The organism is Natrialba taiwanensis DSM 12281, assembly GCF_000337595.1.
Lineage (GTDB): Archaea > Halobacteriota > Halobacteria > Halobacteriales > Natrialbaceae > Natrialba > Natrialba taiwanensis.
Window position 1 is genome coordinate 218,628 of record NZ_AOIL01000012.1, and the last position, 15,762, is coordinate 234,389.

Annotated in this window: 15 protein-coding genes; 8 read left to right on the forward strand and 7 right to left on the reverse strand. The window is 63.2% G+C overall.

The annotated features are described in order from the left end of the window. Positions 1-211 precede the first annotated feature (211 nt). The gene (gene mce / locus C484_RS03380) at positions 212-595 is read left to right on the forward strand and encodes a methylmalonyl-CoA epimerase (RefSeq protein WP_006824565.1); all 384 of its coding nucleotides are present in this window, start codon (positions 212-214) and stop codon (positions 593-595) included. Positions 596-682: 87 nt separating this feature from the next. Here mce and C484_RS03385 read toward each other — a convergent pair whose 3' ends face one another. Further along, on the reverse strand, positions 683-877 hold the full coding sequence (locus C484_RS03385; protein ID WP_006108691.1) for a cold-shock protein: 195 nt from the start codon (positions 875-877) through the stop codon (positions 683-685). Positions 878-1,360: 483 nt separating this feature from the next. On the opposite strand from C484_RS03385, the gene C484_RS03390 reads away from it, so the two are divergent. After that, the gene (locus C484_RS03390) at positions 1,361-3,193 is read left to right on the forward strand and encodes a PGF-CTERM sorting domain-containing protein (RefSeq protein WP_006824566.1); all 1,833 of its coding nucleotides are present in this window, start codon (positions 1,361-1,363) and stop codon (positions 3,191-3,193) included. Positions 3,194-3,361: 168 nt separating this feature from the next. After that, positions 3,362-3,664: a zinc ribbon domain-containing protein gene (locus tag C484_RS03395; protein ID WP_049915012.1), complete on the forward strand. Its 303-nt coding sequence runs from the start codon at positions 3,362-3,364 to the stop codon at positions 3,662-3,664. A gap of 20 nt (positions 3,665-3,684) precedes the next feature. Here the strand turns inward: C484_RS03395 and C484_RS03400 are convergent, their stop codons facing one another. Further along, complete coding sequence (locus tag C484_RS03400; protein WP_006824568.1) at positions 3,685-4,338, reverse strand: ferredoxin--NADP reductase; 654 nt, start codon at positions 4,336-4,338, stop codon at positions 3,685-3,687. A 153-nt stretch (positions 4,339-4,491) separates the two neighbouring features. Here C484_RS03400 and C484_RS03405 point away from each other — a divergent pair, with 153 nt between their 5' ends. The 3 genes from C484_RS03405 (at position 4,492) to C484_RS03415 (ending at position 7,781) form a co-directional block, all read left to right on the forward strand. Further along, positions 4,492-6,249 (forward strand): 2-oxoacid:acceptor oxidoreductase subunit alpha, encoded by a 1,758-nt coding sequence (locus C484_RS03405; protein ID WP_006824569.1) that lies wholly within the window; start codon positions 4,492-4,494, stop codon positions 6,247-6,249. Next, positions 6,246-7,118 carry a 2-oxoacid:ferredoxin oxidoreductase subunit beta gene (locus C484_RS03410; RefSeq protein ID WP_006824570.1) on the forward strand — a complete coding sequence of 291 codons (873 nt, stop codon included), beginning with the start codon at positions 6,246-6,248 and terminating at the stop codon, positions 7,116-7,118. The genes C484_RS03405 and C484_RS03410 overlap by 4 nt, the downstream gene beginning before the upstream one ends. Positions 7,119-7,277: 159 nt before the next feature. Next, positions 7,278-7,781, forward strand: a complete 504-nt coding sequence (locus tag C484_RS03415) for a GNAT family N-acetyltransferase (protein WP_006824571.1) — start codon at positions 7,278-7,280, stop codon at positions 7,779-7,781. Positions 7,782-7,802: 21 nt separating this feature from the next. Here C484_RS03415 and C484_RS03420 read toward each other — a convergent pair whose 3' ends face one another. Continuing rightward, positions 7,803-8,513 carry a DUF6517 family protein gene (locus tag C484_RS03420; protein WP_006824572.1) on the reverse strand — a complete coding sequence of 237 codons (711 nt, stop codon included), beginning with the start codon at positions 8,511-8,513 and terminating at the stop codon, positions 7,803-7,805. 190 nt (positions 8,514-8,703) lie between these two features. Here C484_RS03420 and C484_RS03425 point away from each other — a divergent pair, with 190 nt between their 5' ends. Further along, positions 8,704-9,825 (forward strand): pyridoxal phosphate-dependent aminotransferase, encoded by a 1,122-nt coding sequence (locus C484_RS03425; RefSeq protein WP_006824573.1) that lies wholly within the window; start codon positions 8,704-8,706, stop codon positions 9,823-9,825. Between the two features lie 25 nt (positions 9,826-9,850). On the opposite strand, the gene C484_RS03430 is transcribed toward C484_RS03425, so the two are convergent. Next, on the reverse strand, positions 9,851-10,858 hold the full coding sequence (locus C484_RS03430; RefSeq protein WP_006824574.1) for a TIGR04024 family LLM class F420-dependent oxidoreductase: 1,008 nt from the start codon (positions 10,856-10,858) through the stop codon (positions 9,851-9,853). Between the two features lie 233 nt (positions 10,859-11,091). Between C484_RS03430 and C484_RS03435 the strand changes: the two genes are divergently transcribed. Then, a complete protein-coding gene (locus C484_RS03435; RefSeq protein WP_006824575.1) occupies positions 11,092-12,492 on the forward strand; it encodes an FAD-binding oxidoreductase in 1,401 nt (466 codons plus the stop codon). A 43-nt stretch (positions 12,493-12,535) separates the two neighbouring features. Here the strand turns inward: C484_RS03435 and C484_RS03440 are convergent, their stop codons facing one another. From C484_RS03440 to C484_RS03450, 3 genes are all read right to left on the reverse strand, one after another. After that, positions 12,536-13,300, reverse strand: coding sequence for an SDR family NAD(P)-dependent oxidoreductase (locus C484_RS03440; RefSeq protein WP_006824576.1), 765 nt, complete (start codon positions 13,298-13,300; stop codon positions 12,536-12,538). 229 nt (positions 13,301-13,529) lie between these two features. Further along, the gene (locus C484_RS03445) at positions 13,530-14,504 is read right to left on the reverse strand and encodes a DUF7551 domain-containing protein (protein WP_006824577.1); all 975 of its coding nucleotides are present in this window, start codon (positions 14,502-14,504) and stop codon (positions 13,530-13,532) included. 117 nt (positions 14,505-14,621) lie between these two features. Then, positions 14,622-15,749, reverse strand: a complete 1,128-nt coding sequence (locus C484_RS03450; RefSeq protein WP_006824578.1) for an ABC transporter substrate-binding protein — start codon at positions 15,747-15,749, stop codon at positions 14,622-14,624. Positions 15,750-15,762 lie beyond the last annotated feature (13 nt).

The window sequence follows — 15,762 nt, forward strand, 5'->3', positions numbered from 1 at the left end:
AAACTCGAATTGACGCGGCTGTAGGCGGTCGCTAGAGTGCAATCGTCCCGGTAACTGTCAGGGCGTTTCACGTCCACCTCGGAAGCGATCCCCTACAGACGTGCAACCGAGCGACGATCGGCCGCGGTGCGATCTAACGGCCATCGCAATCCCCCTCGTGAGACCTGCAGCAACCCTTCGATATTTGCCGTTGCCCGAACACACCTCTGCCATGCACTTCGACCACGCCGGCATCGCCACCGAGAACGCAACTGAACTCGCCGACCGCTACGCCGCTCTGTTCGGCCTCGAAATCGCGCACGAGGAGACGTTCGACGGCATGCACGTCGTCTTTCTCGATTGTGGAAACGGCTACCTTGAACTCCTCGAACCGACCGACGAGGGCACTATCGCCCAATACATCGAATCGAACGGTGCCGGCATCCACCACCTCGCCCTCGCAACCGACGACATCGACGACGCACTCGACACCGTCCGCACCCACGACGTCACTCTCGTCGACGAGGAGCCGCGCCCCGGTGCCTGGGGCCACACCGTCGCGTTCTTGCACCCGGCGGATACCGGCGGGATTCTGATTGAACTCGTCGAGCACTGAACGACGTAGCCACCGCTCAGCCTCAGCGTTGGCACTCCCTACTCCGTAGCGTTCCGCGTAAAATACGAAATTGACTCGTCGGCCGCGTTACAGTCGGGTGACGTTCGTCGCCCGCGGGCCCTTGTCTGCCTGTTCGATGTCGAACTCGAGTTCTGTACCTTCTTCGAGGTCTGGACCGCCAACGTCCTCCATGTGGAAGAATACGTCGTCGTCCGCGTCCTCAGTTTCGATGAAGCCGTAGCCGCCAGTGTCGTTGAAGAAATCGACAGTTCCTTTCGCCATTGCTTTTCAAGAGAGGAGAGTCACACAGATAAGGGTTCCGTAAGGGCCCGCCTACAGGAGTGATACCCGATCGCGGCTGACCGTGGCTGAACTCGTCGTAGACACCATCACCAGCCGTTACCCGTCTGCTGAACGTATGTTTACACCGAGAATGAGATCTGGTACCGCTGCCCGTGATACGCGAAATCCCGCCGGCCCTGAGGAATCCGTCGCTGACTGATCCGGTCGGCTGTAACGATTCCCTCCGCGACCGCGAACCGTCCTGCGGTTGCGCCGCAAATGACTTCCAGCAGTCCGTATGAACCGACCGGCTCGTCGAGTTCAGCCCGCGGTTACGGACCGGGAGTGACAGGTGTGGCACTCACCTTCTTCGCATGTCAATAGTATCCCGAAAGTCACATATAGGGTAGAGATTAAATTACTAAGACGATGGGTAGGAAACTCACTAGCGGTCAGTCTTTTCGAAGTATCGTGGCAGTCGTCATGGCTGTCGTACTGATTACGTCTGGGTGTGTCGGTACCGCTCTGGCGGATACGGGCGGTGACGAGGCCGATCCGGCCGACGAGGTGTTCATCAACGACGACGGTGACGCCGTGCTCGTCTACAACGAAACGACCGACGAGGACGAAGCCACCGGCGAGTACGGACTCGACGTGAGTGAGTCGGTCGCGTACGCGCTCATCACCGATGACATGGAGGAGGACATCTCCGGGGCGTTCTCGATGGCGCTCGACGACGGCGGCGTCGATTCGTCCGGCTCGCTCACCACCGATCGCCCGGCCGCCATCGACGACTTCTCGATGGATGTCACCGGCGAGCAGACCGCCGAAACCAACGAGTTCGACGCGACACTCGATCTGGCACTCGACACCACCGAAGCCCCGATGGCCAGCGTCGTTCAGTCGGCCTCCTCGTCCGGAGAGGTCGTCTCGAGCGCCGACGAGTTCGCCACCCGCGGCGACTTCGATGTCGAACACGGCATGCCCATGACCGGTCCCGAAACCGGACTCGACCTCGAGATTACGGACAGCGACGACGGCTACACGATCGCGGTGAACCAGCAGCAGAACGTCCCCGCGTTCGAAACAGACGAGATGCGAACGAAAGAGAACGCCGCAGCATCGCTTCAGTCCCAGTTTGACGAGGTCACGCAAGATACCGGCGGCGACGCAACGGTCACCATCGACGAACACGAGTTCACCGAAAACGACGATGGAAGCGGCCACCTCGATATGGCATACACCGTCGAACTCGAGAACGTAACGGACGGGCTCGAACAGACCATCGCAGACGAACTCGCGAGCGATTCCGAACTCGATCTCGACCAGAGCGATGCCGAACAGGTAGCATCGGATCTCCTCGCCGCTGAACTCGATACGTTCACGCTCTCGTACACCAACGGAGCGGACGGGATCGAGGGCGACTGGAACGTCGCGTTCAGCGGGTTCGAGTCGGCCGTCCCCGCCCTGCTCGATCTCGCCAATTCTGTCGAGGGAATGGACCAGGAGACCCCCGACTACGAAGCGATGTACGAGGCCCAGCAGGAAGCTGATCTGACCCAGACAGCAGAATGGGACGTAAGCTACACCTCGGCGGATGCCGAGCAGGCGACGCTCACCGCCAAGTTCACCTCCGAGACGGACAACTGGGAGGCCTATACGACGGCTCTCGCCGAGCGCGATATCGAGAACCCCGAGTTCTCGCTCGATGCAAGCGCCGAGACCGTCGATGACGAAATCGAGATGGAGATGAGCCTCGATGTCTCACAGGAGGACTTCCTCGAGACCGCGATGACCGGCTTGCTGCAGGACTTCGAGAACGATCCGACCGTCGACGAGAACGCCACCGAGTTCGTCTCGGCGTTCGACGAGGCCGACCTTGAACTCGCGAAGTTCGACCTCGAGATGGACGACGGGACGGTCACCATGGAAGCGGGTGCGACGTTCGACGATCTCGCCGCCTTCGAAGACCAACTCACCGATGCGTATGACGGCCTCTCGGTCACGCACGTCTACGGCGACACCGACGAGGAGGCGACGTACGTCTACGCGTCCGGCATGGTCGACGGTGAGGCGAGCGAAGACGATGTCCGTGCGGAGTCGATCGTCAACGACGAGACCACCGTTCACATGCCCGGCGAGTGGGATGAAGATCACCCGCGACTCGACATGCAGCAGGTCACTGACTATCTCGGCATGGAGTCGACCAAGGCCGATACCGAGGAGGGTGACGACGACGGGATGCCAGGATTCGGCGCTGTCGCCGCTCTCGCTGCGCTCCTCTCGACGATGGCGGTAGCTCGGTACCGTAACTAACGACGGCGCTTTTTCTAGCGATTACCGGTTTGGCCCCGCTCGTCTGACGGTTCGGTAGGTGCCGATCTTCCCGCGCTCACGAACGGAGTCGGCCGCCACGACGGCATCGTGTGGCATCGATCCCAACGGTCACAAATACTTATGCGGATCGTCCAACACACTCAACGCATGAGTTTGTTCGAGCGTCTCGGAGAAAAAGTCGAATCCTTCAAGCAGGAAGCCGAGGCGGCACGGGACGAGGCGGCACCGTATCGGTGTCGTGAGTGCGGGGAACGATTCTACAGCGAGCAGGAGACGTGTCCGGCCTGTGGCAGTACGGAACTCGCTGTTCGTGCGGACGACCGTGAGTCCGACTCGGAATCCGAAATCGAGTCCGAAACCGAATCCAGTCCCAAGTCCAAGTCCACGTCCGAAGCCGAATCCGGATCCGAATCTACGGTTGAACAGCAACACGAAGAAACCGACCAGTAACGGCGGTCAGTTGCGAGTGACTAGCCGAAATTTTCGATGTGGGCCTCGTCGGCATCGCCGCCGGCGTCGTCGATCGTGTCGGCGACGAGCGTGACGAACTCGGCGAAGCCGAAGGCGTACACCTCCCCCTCGTCGAGGTGGGCTTCGATCGCGTCGGCGAGTTCAGCGTCGGCGTCGTTGTCGACGACCGTGACGGTTGTGTTCGCCTCCCCGTCGTCCTCGAGTTCGTCGAGCCGGTCGACGTGGGCGGGATCGTCGTCCTGATAGAGCACGACAGCGTCGTGGCCGGCGTTGTGAGCGGCTTCGGCGATCGAGATGGCTGGGCCGATTCCAGGTCCGCCGGCGATGGCGACGACATCGTGTGTTCCCTCGTAGGCGATATTGCCGAACGGTCCCTCGATGTGGATGGTCTCGCCGGGATCGAGCGCGGCGAGCCAGGGTGAGAGATCGCCGTCGGGGTCGACACCGACTGTGATTTCGAAGGTGTCCGTGACGGACGACGAAGAGAGCGTGTAGTGGCGCGCAATCGGCTCGTCCGCTTCGTCGGGGCGGGCCCGAACGAGGACGAATTGGCCGGGCAGCGCGTCGAACGTGTCGGGGGTCTCGAGTTCGAGAGCGACGGTCTCGGGGCCGACGTCACGTACCGATTCGACGGTGACTTGTGTGCCTTCCATACCGGGACGTTCGGTCGGCGCTCGAAAAGGCGTTCCGTTCCCTGGTTCCCCCGCCGAAACCCCGACCAAACGTACAGATTCCTCGGTTTCCCAAGCGGCTTGAATGTGCTTTCAGAAGCCTTTTTATTGGCAGGGAGCAAGGTTCGCCTTAACATGGCTGAGGACCTCAACTGGGCGGTCGGGGGCGAGGCTGGCGACGGTATCGACTCCACTGGGAAGATTTTTGCCCAGGCGCTTTCCCGAGCCGGACGGCACGTATTCACGTCGAAAGACTTCGCATCGCGAATCCGTGGCGGGTACACGGCCTACAAGATCCGCACGTCGGTCGACCAAGTCCAGAGCGTCGTCGACCGCCTCGACATTCTCGTCGCGCTCACCCAGCGCACCATCGACGAGAATCTCGATGAACTCCACGAGGGGAGTGCAATTATCTACGACGGCGAGCGCTCCTGGGAGGCGGACATCCCCGAGGACGCAGCCGCTGTCGACGTTCCGCTGAAATCCCTCGCCGAGGACGCCGGTGGGGCGATCATGCGCAACATCGTCGCGCTCGGTGCCGCGTGTGAGATCACCGGCTTCGATGTCGAGTACCTGGACGAAGCACTTGAAAAACGCTTCGGCGGCAAGGGCTCGAAAATCGTCGAGAACAACAAGGAAGCCGCCCGCCTCGGCCAGGAATACGTTCAAGAGAACTACGACCTGGATCTCGGCTACGACCTCGAGACGACCGACAACGACTACGTGTTGCTCAACGGGAACGAGGCGATCGGGATGGGCGCACTCGCCGCCGGCTGTCGGTTCTACGCCGGGTATCCGATCACGCCTGCGACCTCCATCATGGAGTATCTCACCGGTCGCATCGAGGACTACGGCGGCCACGTCGTCCAGGCCGAGGACGAACTCTCGGCGATCAACATGGCCCTCGGTGCCGCACGGTCCGGCGCGCGATCGATGACGGCGACATCGGGTGCGGGGATCGACCTCATGACCGAGACGTTCGGGCTGGTTGCGACCAGCGAGACGCCGCTGGTCATCACCGACGTCCAGCGCTCCGGCCCCTCAACCGGGATGCCGACGAAGCAGGAACAGGGCGATCTCAACATGGCGCTGTACGGCGGCCACGGCGAAGTGCCACGGTTCATCGTCGCGCCGACAACAATCACGGAGTGTTTCTGGAAGACGATCGAGGCGTTCAACCTCGCCGAGAAGTACCAGACGCCGGTGTTCCTCGTCTCCGATCTGGCCATGTCTGTGACCGAACAAACGTTCTCGCCGGAGGCCTTCGACATGGATGCAGTCGAGATCGACCGCGGCAAACTCATCGAAGGTGACGACGAGGTCGACGAATGGCTCGATTCCCAGGGTCGCTTCCGCGCCCACGCCGTCACCGATGACGGTGTCAGTCCGCGCGCGATCCCAGGCACGACCGATGGTGCGCACATGTCTACCGGCCTCGAACACGACGAACTCGGTCGCCGGACCGAGGACCAGGACGAGCGTGTTCGGCAGGTCGATAAGCGATCTCGCAAGGTCGAGACGGCCAAGGAACGAGAGGAGTGGGACTACCGCGAGTTCGGCGACGCCGACGCCGACAATCTCATTATCTCCTGGGGGTCGAACGAGGGTGCCCTGATCGAAGCTCTCGAGTATCTCGAGGACGACGGGATAGATGTGCGCATCATCTCGGTCCCCTACATCTTCCCACGACCGGATCTGTCCGACGAGATCGATGCTGCAGAAGAGACGATCGTCGTCGAGTGTAACGCGACCGGCCAGTTCGCCGATGTGATCGAACACGACGTGCTTACCCGCGTCAAGCGCATCAACAAGTATACCGGCGTCCGCTTCAAGGCGGACGAACTCGCCGAAGAAATTATCGACAAACTCTCCCAGGAGGTGCCAGCACAATGAGCTCCCAATCCGACGTCCGATTCACCGACTTCAAATCCGACAAACAGCCCACGTGGTGTCCCGGCTGCGGCGACTTCGGGACGATGAACGGCATGATGAAAGGCCTCGCTGAGACCGGCAACGACCCCGACAACACGTTCGTTGTTGCCGGGATCGGCTGTTCCGGCAAGATCGGGACCTACATGCACAGCTACGCCTTACACGGGGTCCACGGTCGCGCGCTCCCTGTCGGCACGGGCGTCAAGATGGCCCGACCCGACATCGAGGTCATGGTCGCCGGCGGCGACGGTGACGGCTACTCGATCGGGTCCGGCCACTTCGTCCACGCCGTTCGCCGGAACGTCGACATGTCCTACGTCGTCATGGACAACCGCATCTACGGGCTGACCAAGGGGCAGGCCTCGCCGACCTCGCGCTCTGACTTCGAGACCTCGACGACGCCCGAAGGGCCGAAGCAGCCGCCGGTCAACCCGCTCGCGCTCGCGCTCGCCTCGGGCGCGACCTTCATCGCCCAATCGTTCGCTTCCGACGCACTGCGCCACCAGGAGATCATCGAAGAAGCCATCGAACACGATGGCTTCGGCTTCGTCAACGTCTTCAGCCCCTGCGTCACGTTCAACGACGTCGACACCTACGACTACTTCCGCGACTCGCTGGTCGACCTGCAGGAAGACGAGGACCACGACGCGACGAACTACGACGACGCGAAGAAAGTCATCCTCGACGCCGATAAGGAGTACCAAGGCATCATGTACCAGGACGAGAACTCGGTGCCGTACCACGAACAACACGGCGTCACCGAAGATATGTCCGAGATTCCGGACGGCGCACCCGAGGACGCGATGGACCTCGTTCGCGAGTTCTACTAGCTGACCGTTCGCCGCTCGAGTTCGTTTTCTCGCCGGGTTTCGTGGTCTGTGGTCCGTGTTTGCGATTTCGAGTGGTCGTCAATCGTCGCCAGTTAGTTGAATATCACTTGTTCACACACCGTCGATTGATTTTTCGGTGCCGCCGCCGCAAGCCGATACATGGAGGTTCGGGAGGCCGTTCCGGACGACGCCGATGCGATTCGAACCACCCACGCGGCGTCGATCACCGAACTCAGCACTGAGAGCTACTCGCAGGAACAAGTCGACGCCTGGGCGGCGGGGTGTGAATCCGCGGACTACACCGCCGCCATCGAGTCTCCGGACCACTATCTCGTCGTCGCCGTCGTCGACGGATCGATTCGCGGGTTCGGGTCGCTCGTCGTCGCCGCTCCGGAGGCAGACGAGGCGACCGCCGAAGTAACCGCCGTGTACGTCCACCCGAGCGTCGCTCGCAAGGGTGTCGGGTCCCGGATCTACGAGTCGCTGGAACGGCGTGCCAGAGAACGGGACGCTACAGCACTCGAACTCACGGCCTCGCAAAATGCCGTCGCGTTCTACCGGTCCCACGGCTACGAACGCATCAGCGCGACCCGACACGAGTTCTCCGGCCGCGAGTCGACCGGCGTCTACGGGACGGTCGTCGAGATGCGGAAAGAACTGTAGCCCGCTCGTCCAACTTGTGGCTCAGACCGGGTGTTCGGCCGACTCGAGCAATACCTCGACGTTCGCGGATTCCTCCGCGAGCACCTCCGGATGGGTTCCGAGCAGGACGAGTAAGTCGTCCTCGTGCACGAACGAGGTCAGGGTGAGTTCGACGTCGATCTCCTCGCCGTCGTACGTCGACTGCCCGATAAACGTGTCCACGTCCCGTCCGTCGCCGAGAATGTCGAGACCGAACGACTCCTCGTGTTCGATCCCCTCGATCTGTCCAGCCTCGCTGTCGACCTCGCCGAGCAATCGCTCGACGAGTTCACCGTTGCTCAGATCCTCGAGCGGGTTGAACGACCGGCCGGCGACTTCGACCGCCGGAATCGAGAGCGTCGTGAACAGCGCCGCCTCCCGTTCGCCGCCCAGAATCGAGACGTCCTTGACGTACGTTGACTGCCAGATTCCCGCCTTGAACTCGCGCTCGATTCCCAGTCCGATCTCGGCCGATTCCTCGATCGATCGTTCTTCGACGGACTCTTCGGTATACCCCGTCTCCTCGAGTGCACCATCGCTCGGCGCGACGCGATCGCCGCTGAACTCGAGCGGTCCGTTTCCGAGCGCAAAATCGAGACAGCCGGCTGTCAGCGCGAGCGTCCCCGTCGCGCCTGCAGCGAGCAGCGACCGGCGCGATCGAGTCGGAAGACGATTACTATCGTGACTGTCACGACGGTTTGAACTGGAAGCCATTACCACAGTGTTCGAAACGAGCACTATAGTCGTTATGGCATAATCAGGGCGTACAGGCGTCAGGTCAACTGAATAACTCGTTTCGAGGACGGACCGTGTTCGAGCGGTGGACCGCGATCCTGCCTCGGTTTCGGTGGTGACAAGGGTCGACACATCAAGAGTTATCGGGGTTGCCCGCGCCTATGTAGCCATGACGGAGTTTGCAACTCGGGTCGAGAACGTGTCGATCAGTGGTATTCGGGAAGTGTTCGAAGCTGCAGGCGATGACGCGATCAACCTGGGGCTCGGACAGCCGGACTTTCCGACGCCCGCACACGCTCGCCGGGCGGCAGTCGAAGCGATCGAGTCGGGGCAAACGGACGCCTATACGTCGAACAAGGGGACGCCACAACTCCGGGAGGCGATTGCGGCGAAGTACGACCGCGATTACGGCATCGAGGTCGATCCCGCGAACGCGATCGCCACGTCGGGCGGCAGCGAGGCGTTGCATCTCGCACTCGAGGCCCACGTCGATCCGAATCAGGAGGTCATCTTTCCCGATCCCGGCTTCGTCTCCTACGACGCGCTGACGCGGATCGCCGGCGGAACGCCGAAGCCGGTGTCGCTACGGGACGATCTCACGCTCGATCCGGCGGCCGTCGAGGACGCAATCACCGAGGAGACGGCGGTCTTTATCGTCAACAGCCCGGCCAACCCGACGGGGGCCGTCCAGAGCGAGGCGGACATGCGCGAGTTCGCGCGCATCGCGGACGAACACGACGTGCTCTGCATTTCCGACGAGGTCTACGAACACATCGTCTTCGAGGGTGAACACCACTCGCCGCTGAAATTCGCCGAGACGGACAACGTGGTCGTCGTCAGCGCCTGCTCGAAGACGTACTCGATGACCGGCTGGCGGCTGGGCTGGCTCGTCGGCTCCGGCGACCGGATCGAACGGATGCTGCGCGTCCACCAGTACGCCCAGGCGTGTGCCTCCGCGCCGGCGCAGTTCGCGGCCGAGGCGGCGCTGACGGGGCCACAGGAGCCGGTCGCGGAGATGGTCGGGGCCTTCGAGGAGCGCCGCGATGTCGTCGTCGACGGCCTCGAAGACGCCGGGCTCGAAGTGCCGACGCCGTCAGGTGCGTTCTACGCCATGCCGAAGGTGCCCGAGGGCTGGTGCGACGAGGTGCTCGACCGCGGCGTCGTCGCGGTTCCGGGCGAGGCTTTCGGCTCGAACGGCGAGGGCTACGCGCGCCTCTCGTATGCGACCGGGATGGAAGAACTGAAAGCGGCGCTCGAGATCATCGATAGCGCGACGGCGGCGGTTCGCTAAGGGCGCTCGAGAACGCAAGTACCCCTTAGACGAGTTCAGTGACGGCTTCCATCGTCGCGTTCTTATCCGCGTCGGACATGCCGGTAGCGAAGCCGATTCGAACCGCGTCGACGCCGTCGATCGCGGCGTACTCTTGAATCCATTCGCGGACCTCCGCGGGCGTGCCTGCGGGCGCGAGTTCGTCGAGCACGTGGTCGGGGAGGGCGGCAGCCATCGCGTCGGTGTCGCGGTCTTCCCAGGCGGTCCGAATGTCGTCGACGACGTCCGCGTAGCCCTGGTCGGCGACCGAGTCGCCGTAGTACGGCCCATAAGCGCCGAGCATGAACGCGGTCGTGCTACGGGCGAGTTCGCGCGCCCGGTCGCGGTCCTCCGATGCGACGGCGCGGACGATCGGTGCGACGCGCAGGTCTGTGAGGGTCTTCTCGCCGAGTTCAGCGCCGCGTTCGAGATCGGAGAGCCGATCGCGGAGTCCGTCCGGGGTGAACAACTGCGGCGTCCAGCCGTCGCCGAAGCGCCCGGCTAGCTCGGTGGCTTTCGGACCGAGGGTGGCGAGATCGATCGGCGGCGGGGTTTCGGGGATCTCGTTTTCGTAGTCCAGCCCCGCGATATCGAAGATATCGCCCTCGTAGGCGGGCGTGCCGTTCTCGTAGACGGCGCGGATGATTTCGATCGTCTCGCGCGTGCGCCGGAGCGGACGGTCGAAGGTCGCGCCGTGCCAGCGCTCGGTAATCGCGGGTGAACTCGGGCCGAGACCGAGACGGAATCGGCCGTCGGTAGTGTCCTGCAGCGTGAGCGCCGTCTGGGCGAGCAGGGCGGGCGAGCGACCGTAGGGGGAGACCACGTCGTTCGAGATGCCGAGTTCGTCGGTGCGGTCGGCGGCGAGGGTCAGCGGCGGGACGACGTTCCAGCCGGTCGTCTCGCCGGTCGTGATGCGGTCGAAGCCGAGGCGTTCGGCCTGGACGGCGCGCTCGGCGACGCCTTGCGGGCGGTCGTAGTCGCCGAGTCGGACGAGGAGGTCGAGGTCGGCGTTCACGGGTCGTCCCTCCGGATCGATCGCTGCGAGTTCGGATCGGCGTGTGGCGAGTGCATCACCAATTACCGCGGTACCAATTCACATAAAATTCAGCGTTTCTGACGGGGTGGGTCCGGGAGCGTTTGTTCCGGTACTCCTGTGACCGGCCGTGAACGAGGGGAACAGTATCACCCACGAGTACCGCCGTGGATAGGGGTGGAAACGTTGATACGCTGCGTCGAGAATGACAGCATATGACACACGATTGTTCGTTTCTCGAGGAACTCGATCTCGGCGACGAGCAGGTCTCGTTCGCGACCGGACGACGAGAGACCCACGCCGCGGACTGGGGCGCACAGCAACTCGAGGAAGGCGTGATGCCGGACGCGGTCGTCTGGCCCGAGTCGACGGACGACGTTGCCGCCGTCCTGACTGGGGCGACCGAGCGCGGCGTTCCGGTAACGCCCTACGCGGCGGGCACCGGCCTGGAGGGCAACGCCGTCCCGGCCCGCGGTGGGATCAGTCTCGATCTGACGCGGATGGACGACGTGATCGACTACCGGCCCGACGACTTCCAGATCGACGTCGGCCCGGGAATCATCGGCACCGAAGTCGACGAGTTCGTCGCGAGCGACGGGCTCTACTTCCCGCCGCTGCCCTCCTCGGGGGACATCTCGACGATCGGCGGCATGATCGCGACCGACGCGAGCGGCATGCAGACCGTCAAGTACGGCGAGGTCGCCGACTGGGTGCTGGCCCTCGAGGCCGTCCTCGCGGACGGCACTGTGATCCGGACCGGCTCGCGCGCGAGCAAGACCTCGAGCGGCTACAACCTAACCGACCTGCTCGTCGGCAGCGAGGGCACCCTCGCCGTCGTCACCGAGGCCACGCTCGAACTCGCCGGGCGACCCCAGCAGATCCGCGGCGGGCGCGCCATTTTCGAGACGCTCGACGACGCGGCGGCGGCGATCGCCGACGCCATCCGGACGGATGTCGACGTGGCGCGGATCGAACTCGTCGACGAGTTGAGCGCCCACATGGCAAACGAGTATCTCGGCTCCGACCTCCCCGACGCGCCGATGGTCTTCCTCGAGTTCCACGCGAACCACGGCATCGAGGCCGAGATCGACCTCTGTCGGACCATCTTCGAGGACCACGACGTGGCCCGCTTCGAGATGAGTTCTGACAACGCCGAGATGGAGTCGCTATGGGAGACCCGCCGAGAACTGGCCTACGCCGAAGCGAGCTACGACCCCGACCTCACGCCGATCCACCCCGGCGACGTGACCGTCCCGATCAGCTCCTATCCCGAACTCGTTCGCGAAGCGAAACGGATCGCCGCCGAGACGGACCTCCTCATCCCCTGCTTCGGTCACGCTGGCGACGGCAATCTTCACTACACCGTCCTCGTCGACATCGACGATCCCGACTTCGTCGAACACGGGGAACGAGCCTATCGTGAACTCGTTGAGTTGGCCCTCGAGATGGGCGGGACGGCGACGGGCGAACACGGCATCGGCCAGGGCAAGCAGGCGTATCTCGAACCCGAGCACGGCGCTGGCGCGGTTGACGCCATGAAACGGGTCAAGCGGGCGCTCGACCCGACGGGGACGCTCAATCCGGGGAAGATCTTTCCCGAGGACGACGCGGAGTGAGGGCGGCCGTACTCGCGGCTCCGTTCAACCGGCGTTCCGGCTGTTATTGACTGAGATACCCGCCGTCGACGCCGAGCGCTTCCCCGGTGACGAACGAGGCGTCGTCGTCGCACAACCAGGCGACAGCGTTTGCGATCTCTTCTGGCGTTCCGAGTCGATTCATCGCGTGGCGGCTCTCGATCTGCTCTCGTGCCTCCGAGCCGCTCGACATTCCGCCTTCCGCGAGAAGCGGGGTGTCGATGAACCCGGGACAGACGGCGTTAATGCGGACGCCCGTCTCGCCGTTCTCCAGGGCGGCAGATTTCGTCAGGCCGAGAACACCGTGCTTCGCGGCGGAATACCCGGAGGATGTCGCGAACCCGACCTTTCCGAGGACCGACGAGTTGTTCACGATGACGCCGCCTTCCTCCTGTTCTTGCATCCGACCGAGTTCGGATCGCATGCAGTTGAACACGCCGACGAGATTCACGTCGATGACGGCCTGCCACTCGTCGGGATCGTACTGGTCGACCGTCGTCTGCGCCCCGCCGATGCCGGCGTTGTTGAACGCGTAGTCGAGCCGGCCGAACTCGTCGACGGCAGTTTCGACCATCGAATCCGTCGCCTCCGGGTCCGTGACGTCGGTCTCGACGAAGGCGGCGTCCCCTCCGTCGTCCTCGATCTGCGCGACGGTTTCTTCGCCGCCCTCGGTATCGACATCTGCAATGACAACGCTCGCACCGCGATTAGCGAACTCGAGCGCGGCCGCGCGTCCGATACCCGATCCGGCTCCCGTGACGAGCGCAACTGCATCACTGAACGAAACCATACGTGTGAGTTCGGACACGAGCGAGAAAGTACTACGGCTACCGGCAGGCTGGTACGTCCCTGTAGTGGGGATTCAGCCCGTCATTCGGCCAGATAGTATCCAGTTCGTGACCGTCTCGAATCGCGAGTTCGGATCCGCGAGATGCGGCCGCCGCGGGCCGGCACCTCTCGCCGGAGTTGGTCGCAACATCGAGAAAGCGGAGAAAAAAGAGCGACGGAGAGCCGATCGCTCATCGGCCGGTGGCCCGAACGCAGGCGAGCCCGTGCCCGTGGGACCGTTCCTCCGCCCCCGTCCGGATCGTTAGCCGCCAGGCCGCCGGCGCGGAGGACGATTCGGCTGCGGAAAGTCGTTCCACGTCCGTGATCGTGAGCGACCGCGTCGCGAGCCGTCCGAAGAGTTCGACGATGATCGGGAGGGTGACGATTCGCTCGGGATGATCGCCGTCCGCGCCGTCGCCGCCGAGCGCGTAGCCGTCGATCCGGATCGTCCACGAGCGGGATTCCGACTCGGCATCGACCGACCGCTGCTCGACGCGGTAGGACTCGAGCATATCGACGGCCTGGAACTCCGAGAGCACCGCGTCGAGCGGTTTCGCTTCGGCCGCGTCCGTCTGCGCATCGATCGGGAGGTTGGCGGCGGCCGTCGAGAGCAACGAGAGTTGTTCCTCAGGATCGAGTCGCTTCTCGAGTTCGGTTGCGGTGCTCGTGAGCAACTGGAGACAGAGCTCGTCAGGATGCTCGATCGTTTCGGCGATGTCGAGATACGTGTCCATGATCGCGTTTTCGAGGCCGTCGTGGGGCGACTCCGCGATCGATTCGAAGACGACGCCGGCGACCGTGTGACAGATGTCGATTACCGACTGCGTGTCGCCGGATGCTGGTGGCGAGTTCGGCGCTTCGGCGGGCTGGTCCGGGTCAGCAGTCGCGGCGGGGGAGGCAGTGGAGGCTCGGGACGGCGTCTCGGGGTCGCACTCACAAACGATCACGTCGTAGTACGGCACCTGGGGATCGTACCGTCGTAACACGGTGCGGTACTGTTCTGTCGCCTGCGCCGCTGCTCGGGCGGCCGAGCGGCTCTCGAAGTAGAGGTCTGCTGCGGGGACCGGCCGGTGGTGCGTTCGTCCGCAAATGAGGTAGTACCGTCCGGATTCGGAGGCGAGCGAGGCGATATGGCTCCGAATTTCGTGAAGCATTGTCCCGATCATGCGTCGGATTCACCCCCGCCAAGCCGCGGCAAGCGAGACGCTCTTCCTGCAAACGCGTCTATTTCACCCGGCACGGCGACCGCGAAACTCGCTCTACCGGTCGTTTCCGCGCTCATCTCAGAACTCACCGGTGACGATATCGGCGACCGCCTGTCGATCGAACAACTGTTCGTCACCGAACTCGTCCGGGTACAGGTCTTGGACGGCCATTTCCAGTTGGAAGAGGTAAATAATCGGTCCCTGGTAGAACTCTCCGCCGTAGATAACTCGGTCGTTTTGGACCGCTCGAAGGTTGCTCGCGGTGTCGTGCTCGCGCATCGGCTCGACGATGTCCCGTTCGAACGAGTCCGCTGTGACGCCCGATTCCTTCCAGATGACGATGACGTCCGGATCGATCTCCAGCAGCGTCTCGTAGTCGATCGTCCCGCCCGTTTCGTTGAATCCGCCGATACCGCTGCGTTCGATGGCGTCGCGAGCACCGAGGTCTTGCCACTGTTTGGTCTGCGTTCCACCATCGATCGTGTATCCGTAGAACGCCTCCGGTGCAGTGGATTCCGGCGCGAGGATGGCTACTTCTGGCGGCTCGTCGGGCAGTCTAGCCTGAACGTCCGAAAGGACCTCATCGTGAAGTTGCGCAAACGCATCGAACCGGTCTCGTTCCTGGAACACCGCCGCGACGCGTTCGAAAGCCTCGTACATCGAATAGTACGTGTAATCGTGCCAGCCGTAGCTCCGGGAGTAGATCGTGTTGCCGACGAACGGTGCGACGGTATTTTCGATTTCCGCAACGTCATCCTCGCTCCACTGGACCTGGTTGATCATGAAGTTCGGATCGATGAGGTGGACGTCCGCACCGAGTTCGTAGAACAGTTCTTTGTCGGTTCTGCCCTGCCAGAGCTCGACGAGGTCTGCCGTTTCGACCGAAACCCCCGGTAGTTCGTCGTAGTAGCGTGTTCCGAATCGGTCAGTCAATCCGATCGCCAACAGTCCATCACTCTGGCCCAGCGCAACACCCATATCGGCGTAATCCCCGGTGTAGGAAACCCACGTCTCCGGGACAGAATTGAACTCGACCGTTCCGGCCGGTTCCACCGTCACCGAATACGATCCGCCACCGGATCCGTCCGGTTCGCCCGCTTCGGAGTCGACACAACCCGCCAGCAATCCGCCGCCCATCGCTGTGCCGCCGTATGCGACGTACTCCCTGCGCGTCAGTCCCGTCCGACCCGTTTCGCTGTGTGGCATACCATTTAGGCCA

Excerpts from the sequence above, each read along its gene's own strand:
- C484_RS03425 (WP_006824573.1), top strand. The coding sequence starts at position 8,704 with ATGACGGAGTTTGCAACTCGGGTCGAGAACGTGTCGATCAGTGGTATT.
- C484_RS03410 (WP_006824570.1), top strand. The coding sequence starts at position 6,246 with ATGAGCTCCCAATCCGACGTCCGATTCACCGACTTCAAATCCGACAAA.
- C484_RS03445 (WP_006824577.1), bottom strand. The coding sequence starts at position 14,504 with ATGATCGGGACAATGCTTCACGAAATTCGGAGCCATATCGCCTCGCTC.
- C484_RS03390 (WP_006824566.1), top strand. The coding sequence starts at position 1,361 with ATGGCTGTCGTACTGATTACGTCTGGGTGTGTCGGTACCGCTCTGGCG.
- C484_RS03415 (WP_006824571.1), top strand. The coding sequence starts at position 7,278 with ATGGAGGTTCGGGAGGCCGTTCCGGACGACGCCGATGCGATTCGAACC.
- C484_RS03385 (WP_006108691.1), bottom strand. The coding sequence starts at position 877 with ATGGCGAAAGGAACTGTCGATTTCTTCAACGACACTGGCGGCTACGGC.
- C484_RS03450 (WP_006824578.1), bottom strand. The coding sequence starts at position 15,749 with ATGCCACACAGCGAAACGGGTCGGACGGGACTGACGCGCAGGGAGTAC.
- C484_RS03405 (WP_006824569.1), top strand. The coding sequence starts at position 4,492 with ATGGCTGAGGACCTCAACTGGGCGGTCGGGGGCGAGGCTGGCGACGGT.
- C484_RS03395 (WP_049915012.1), top strand. The coding sequence starts at position 3,362 with ATGAGTTTGTTCGAGCGTCTCGGAGAAAAAGTCGAATCCTTCAAGCAG.
- C484_RS03420 (WP_006824572.1), bottom strand. The coding sequence starts at position 8,513 with ATGGCTTCCAGTTCAAACCGTCGTGACAGTCACGATAGTAATCGTCTT.
- C484_RS03435 (WP_006824575.1), top strand. The coding sequence starts at position 11,092 with ATGACACACGATTGTTCGTTTCTCGAGGAACTCGATCTCGGCGACGAG.
- C484_RS03400 (WP_006824568.1), bottom strand. The coding sequence starts at position 4,338 with ATGGAAGGCACACAAGTCACCGTCGAATCGGTACGTGACGTCGGCCCC.
- mce (WP_006824565.1), top strand. The coding sequence starts at position 212 with ATGCACTTCGACCACGCCGGCATCGCCACCGAGAACGCAACTGAACTC.
- C484_RS03440 (WP_006824576.1), bottom strand. The coding sequence starts at position 13,300 with ATGGTTTCGTTCAGTGATGCAGTTGCGCTCGTCACGGGAGCCGGATCG.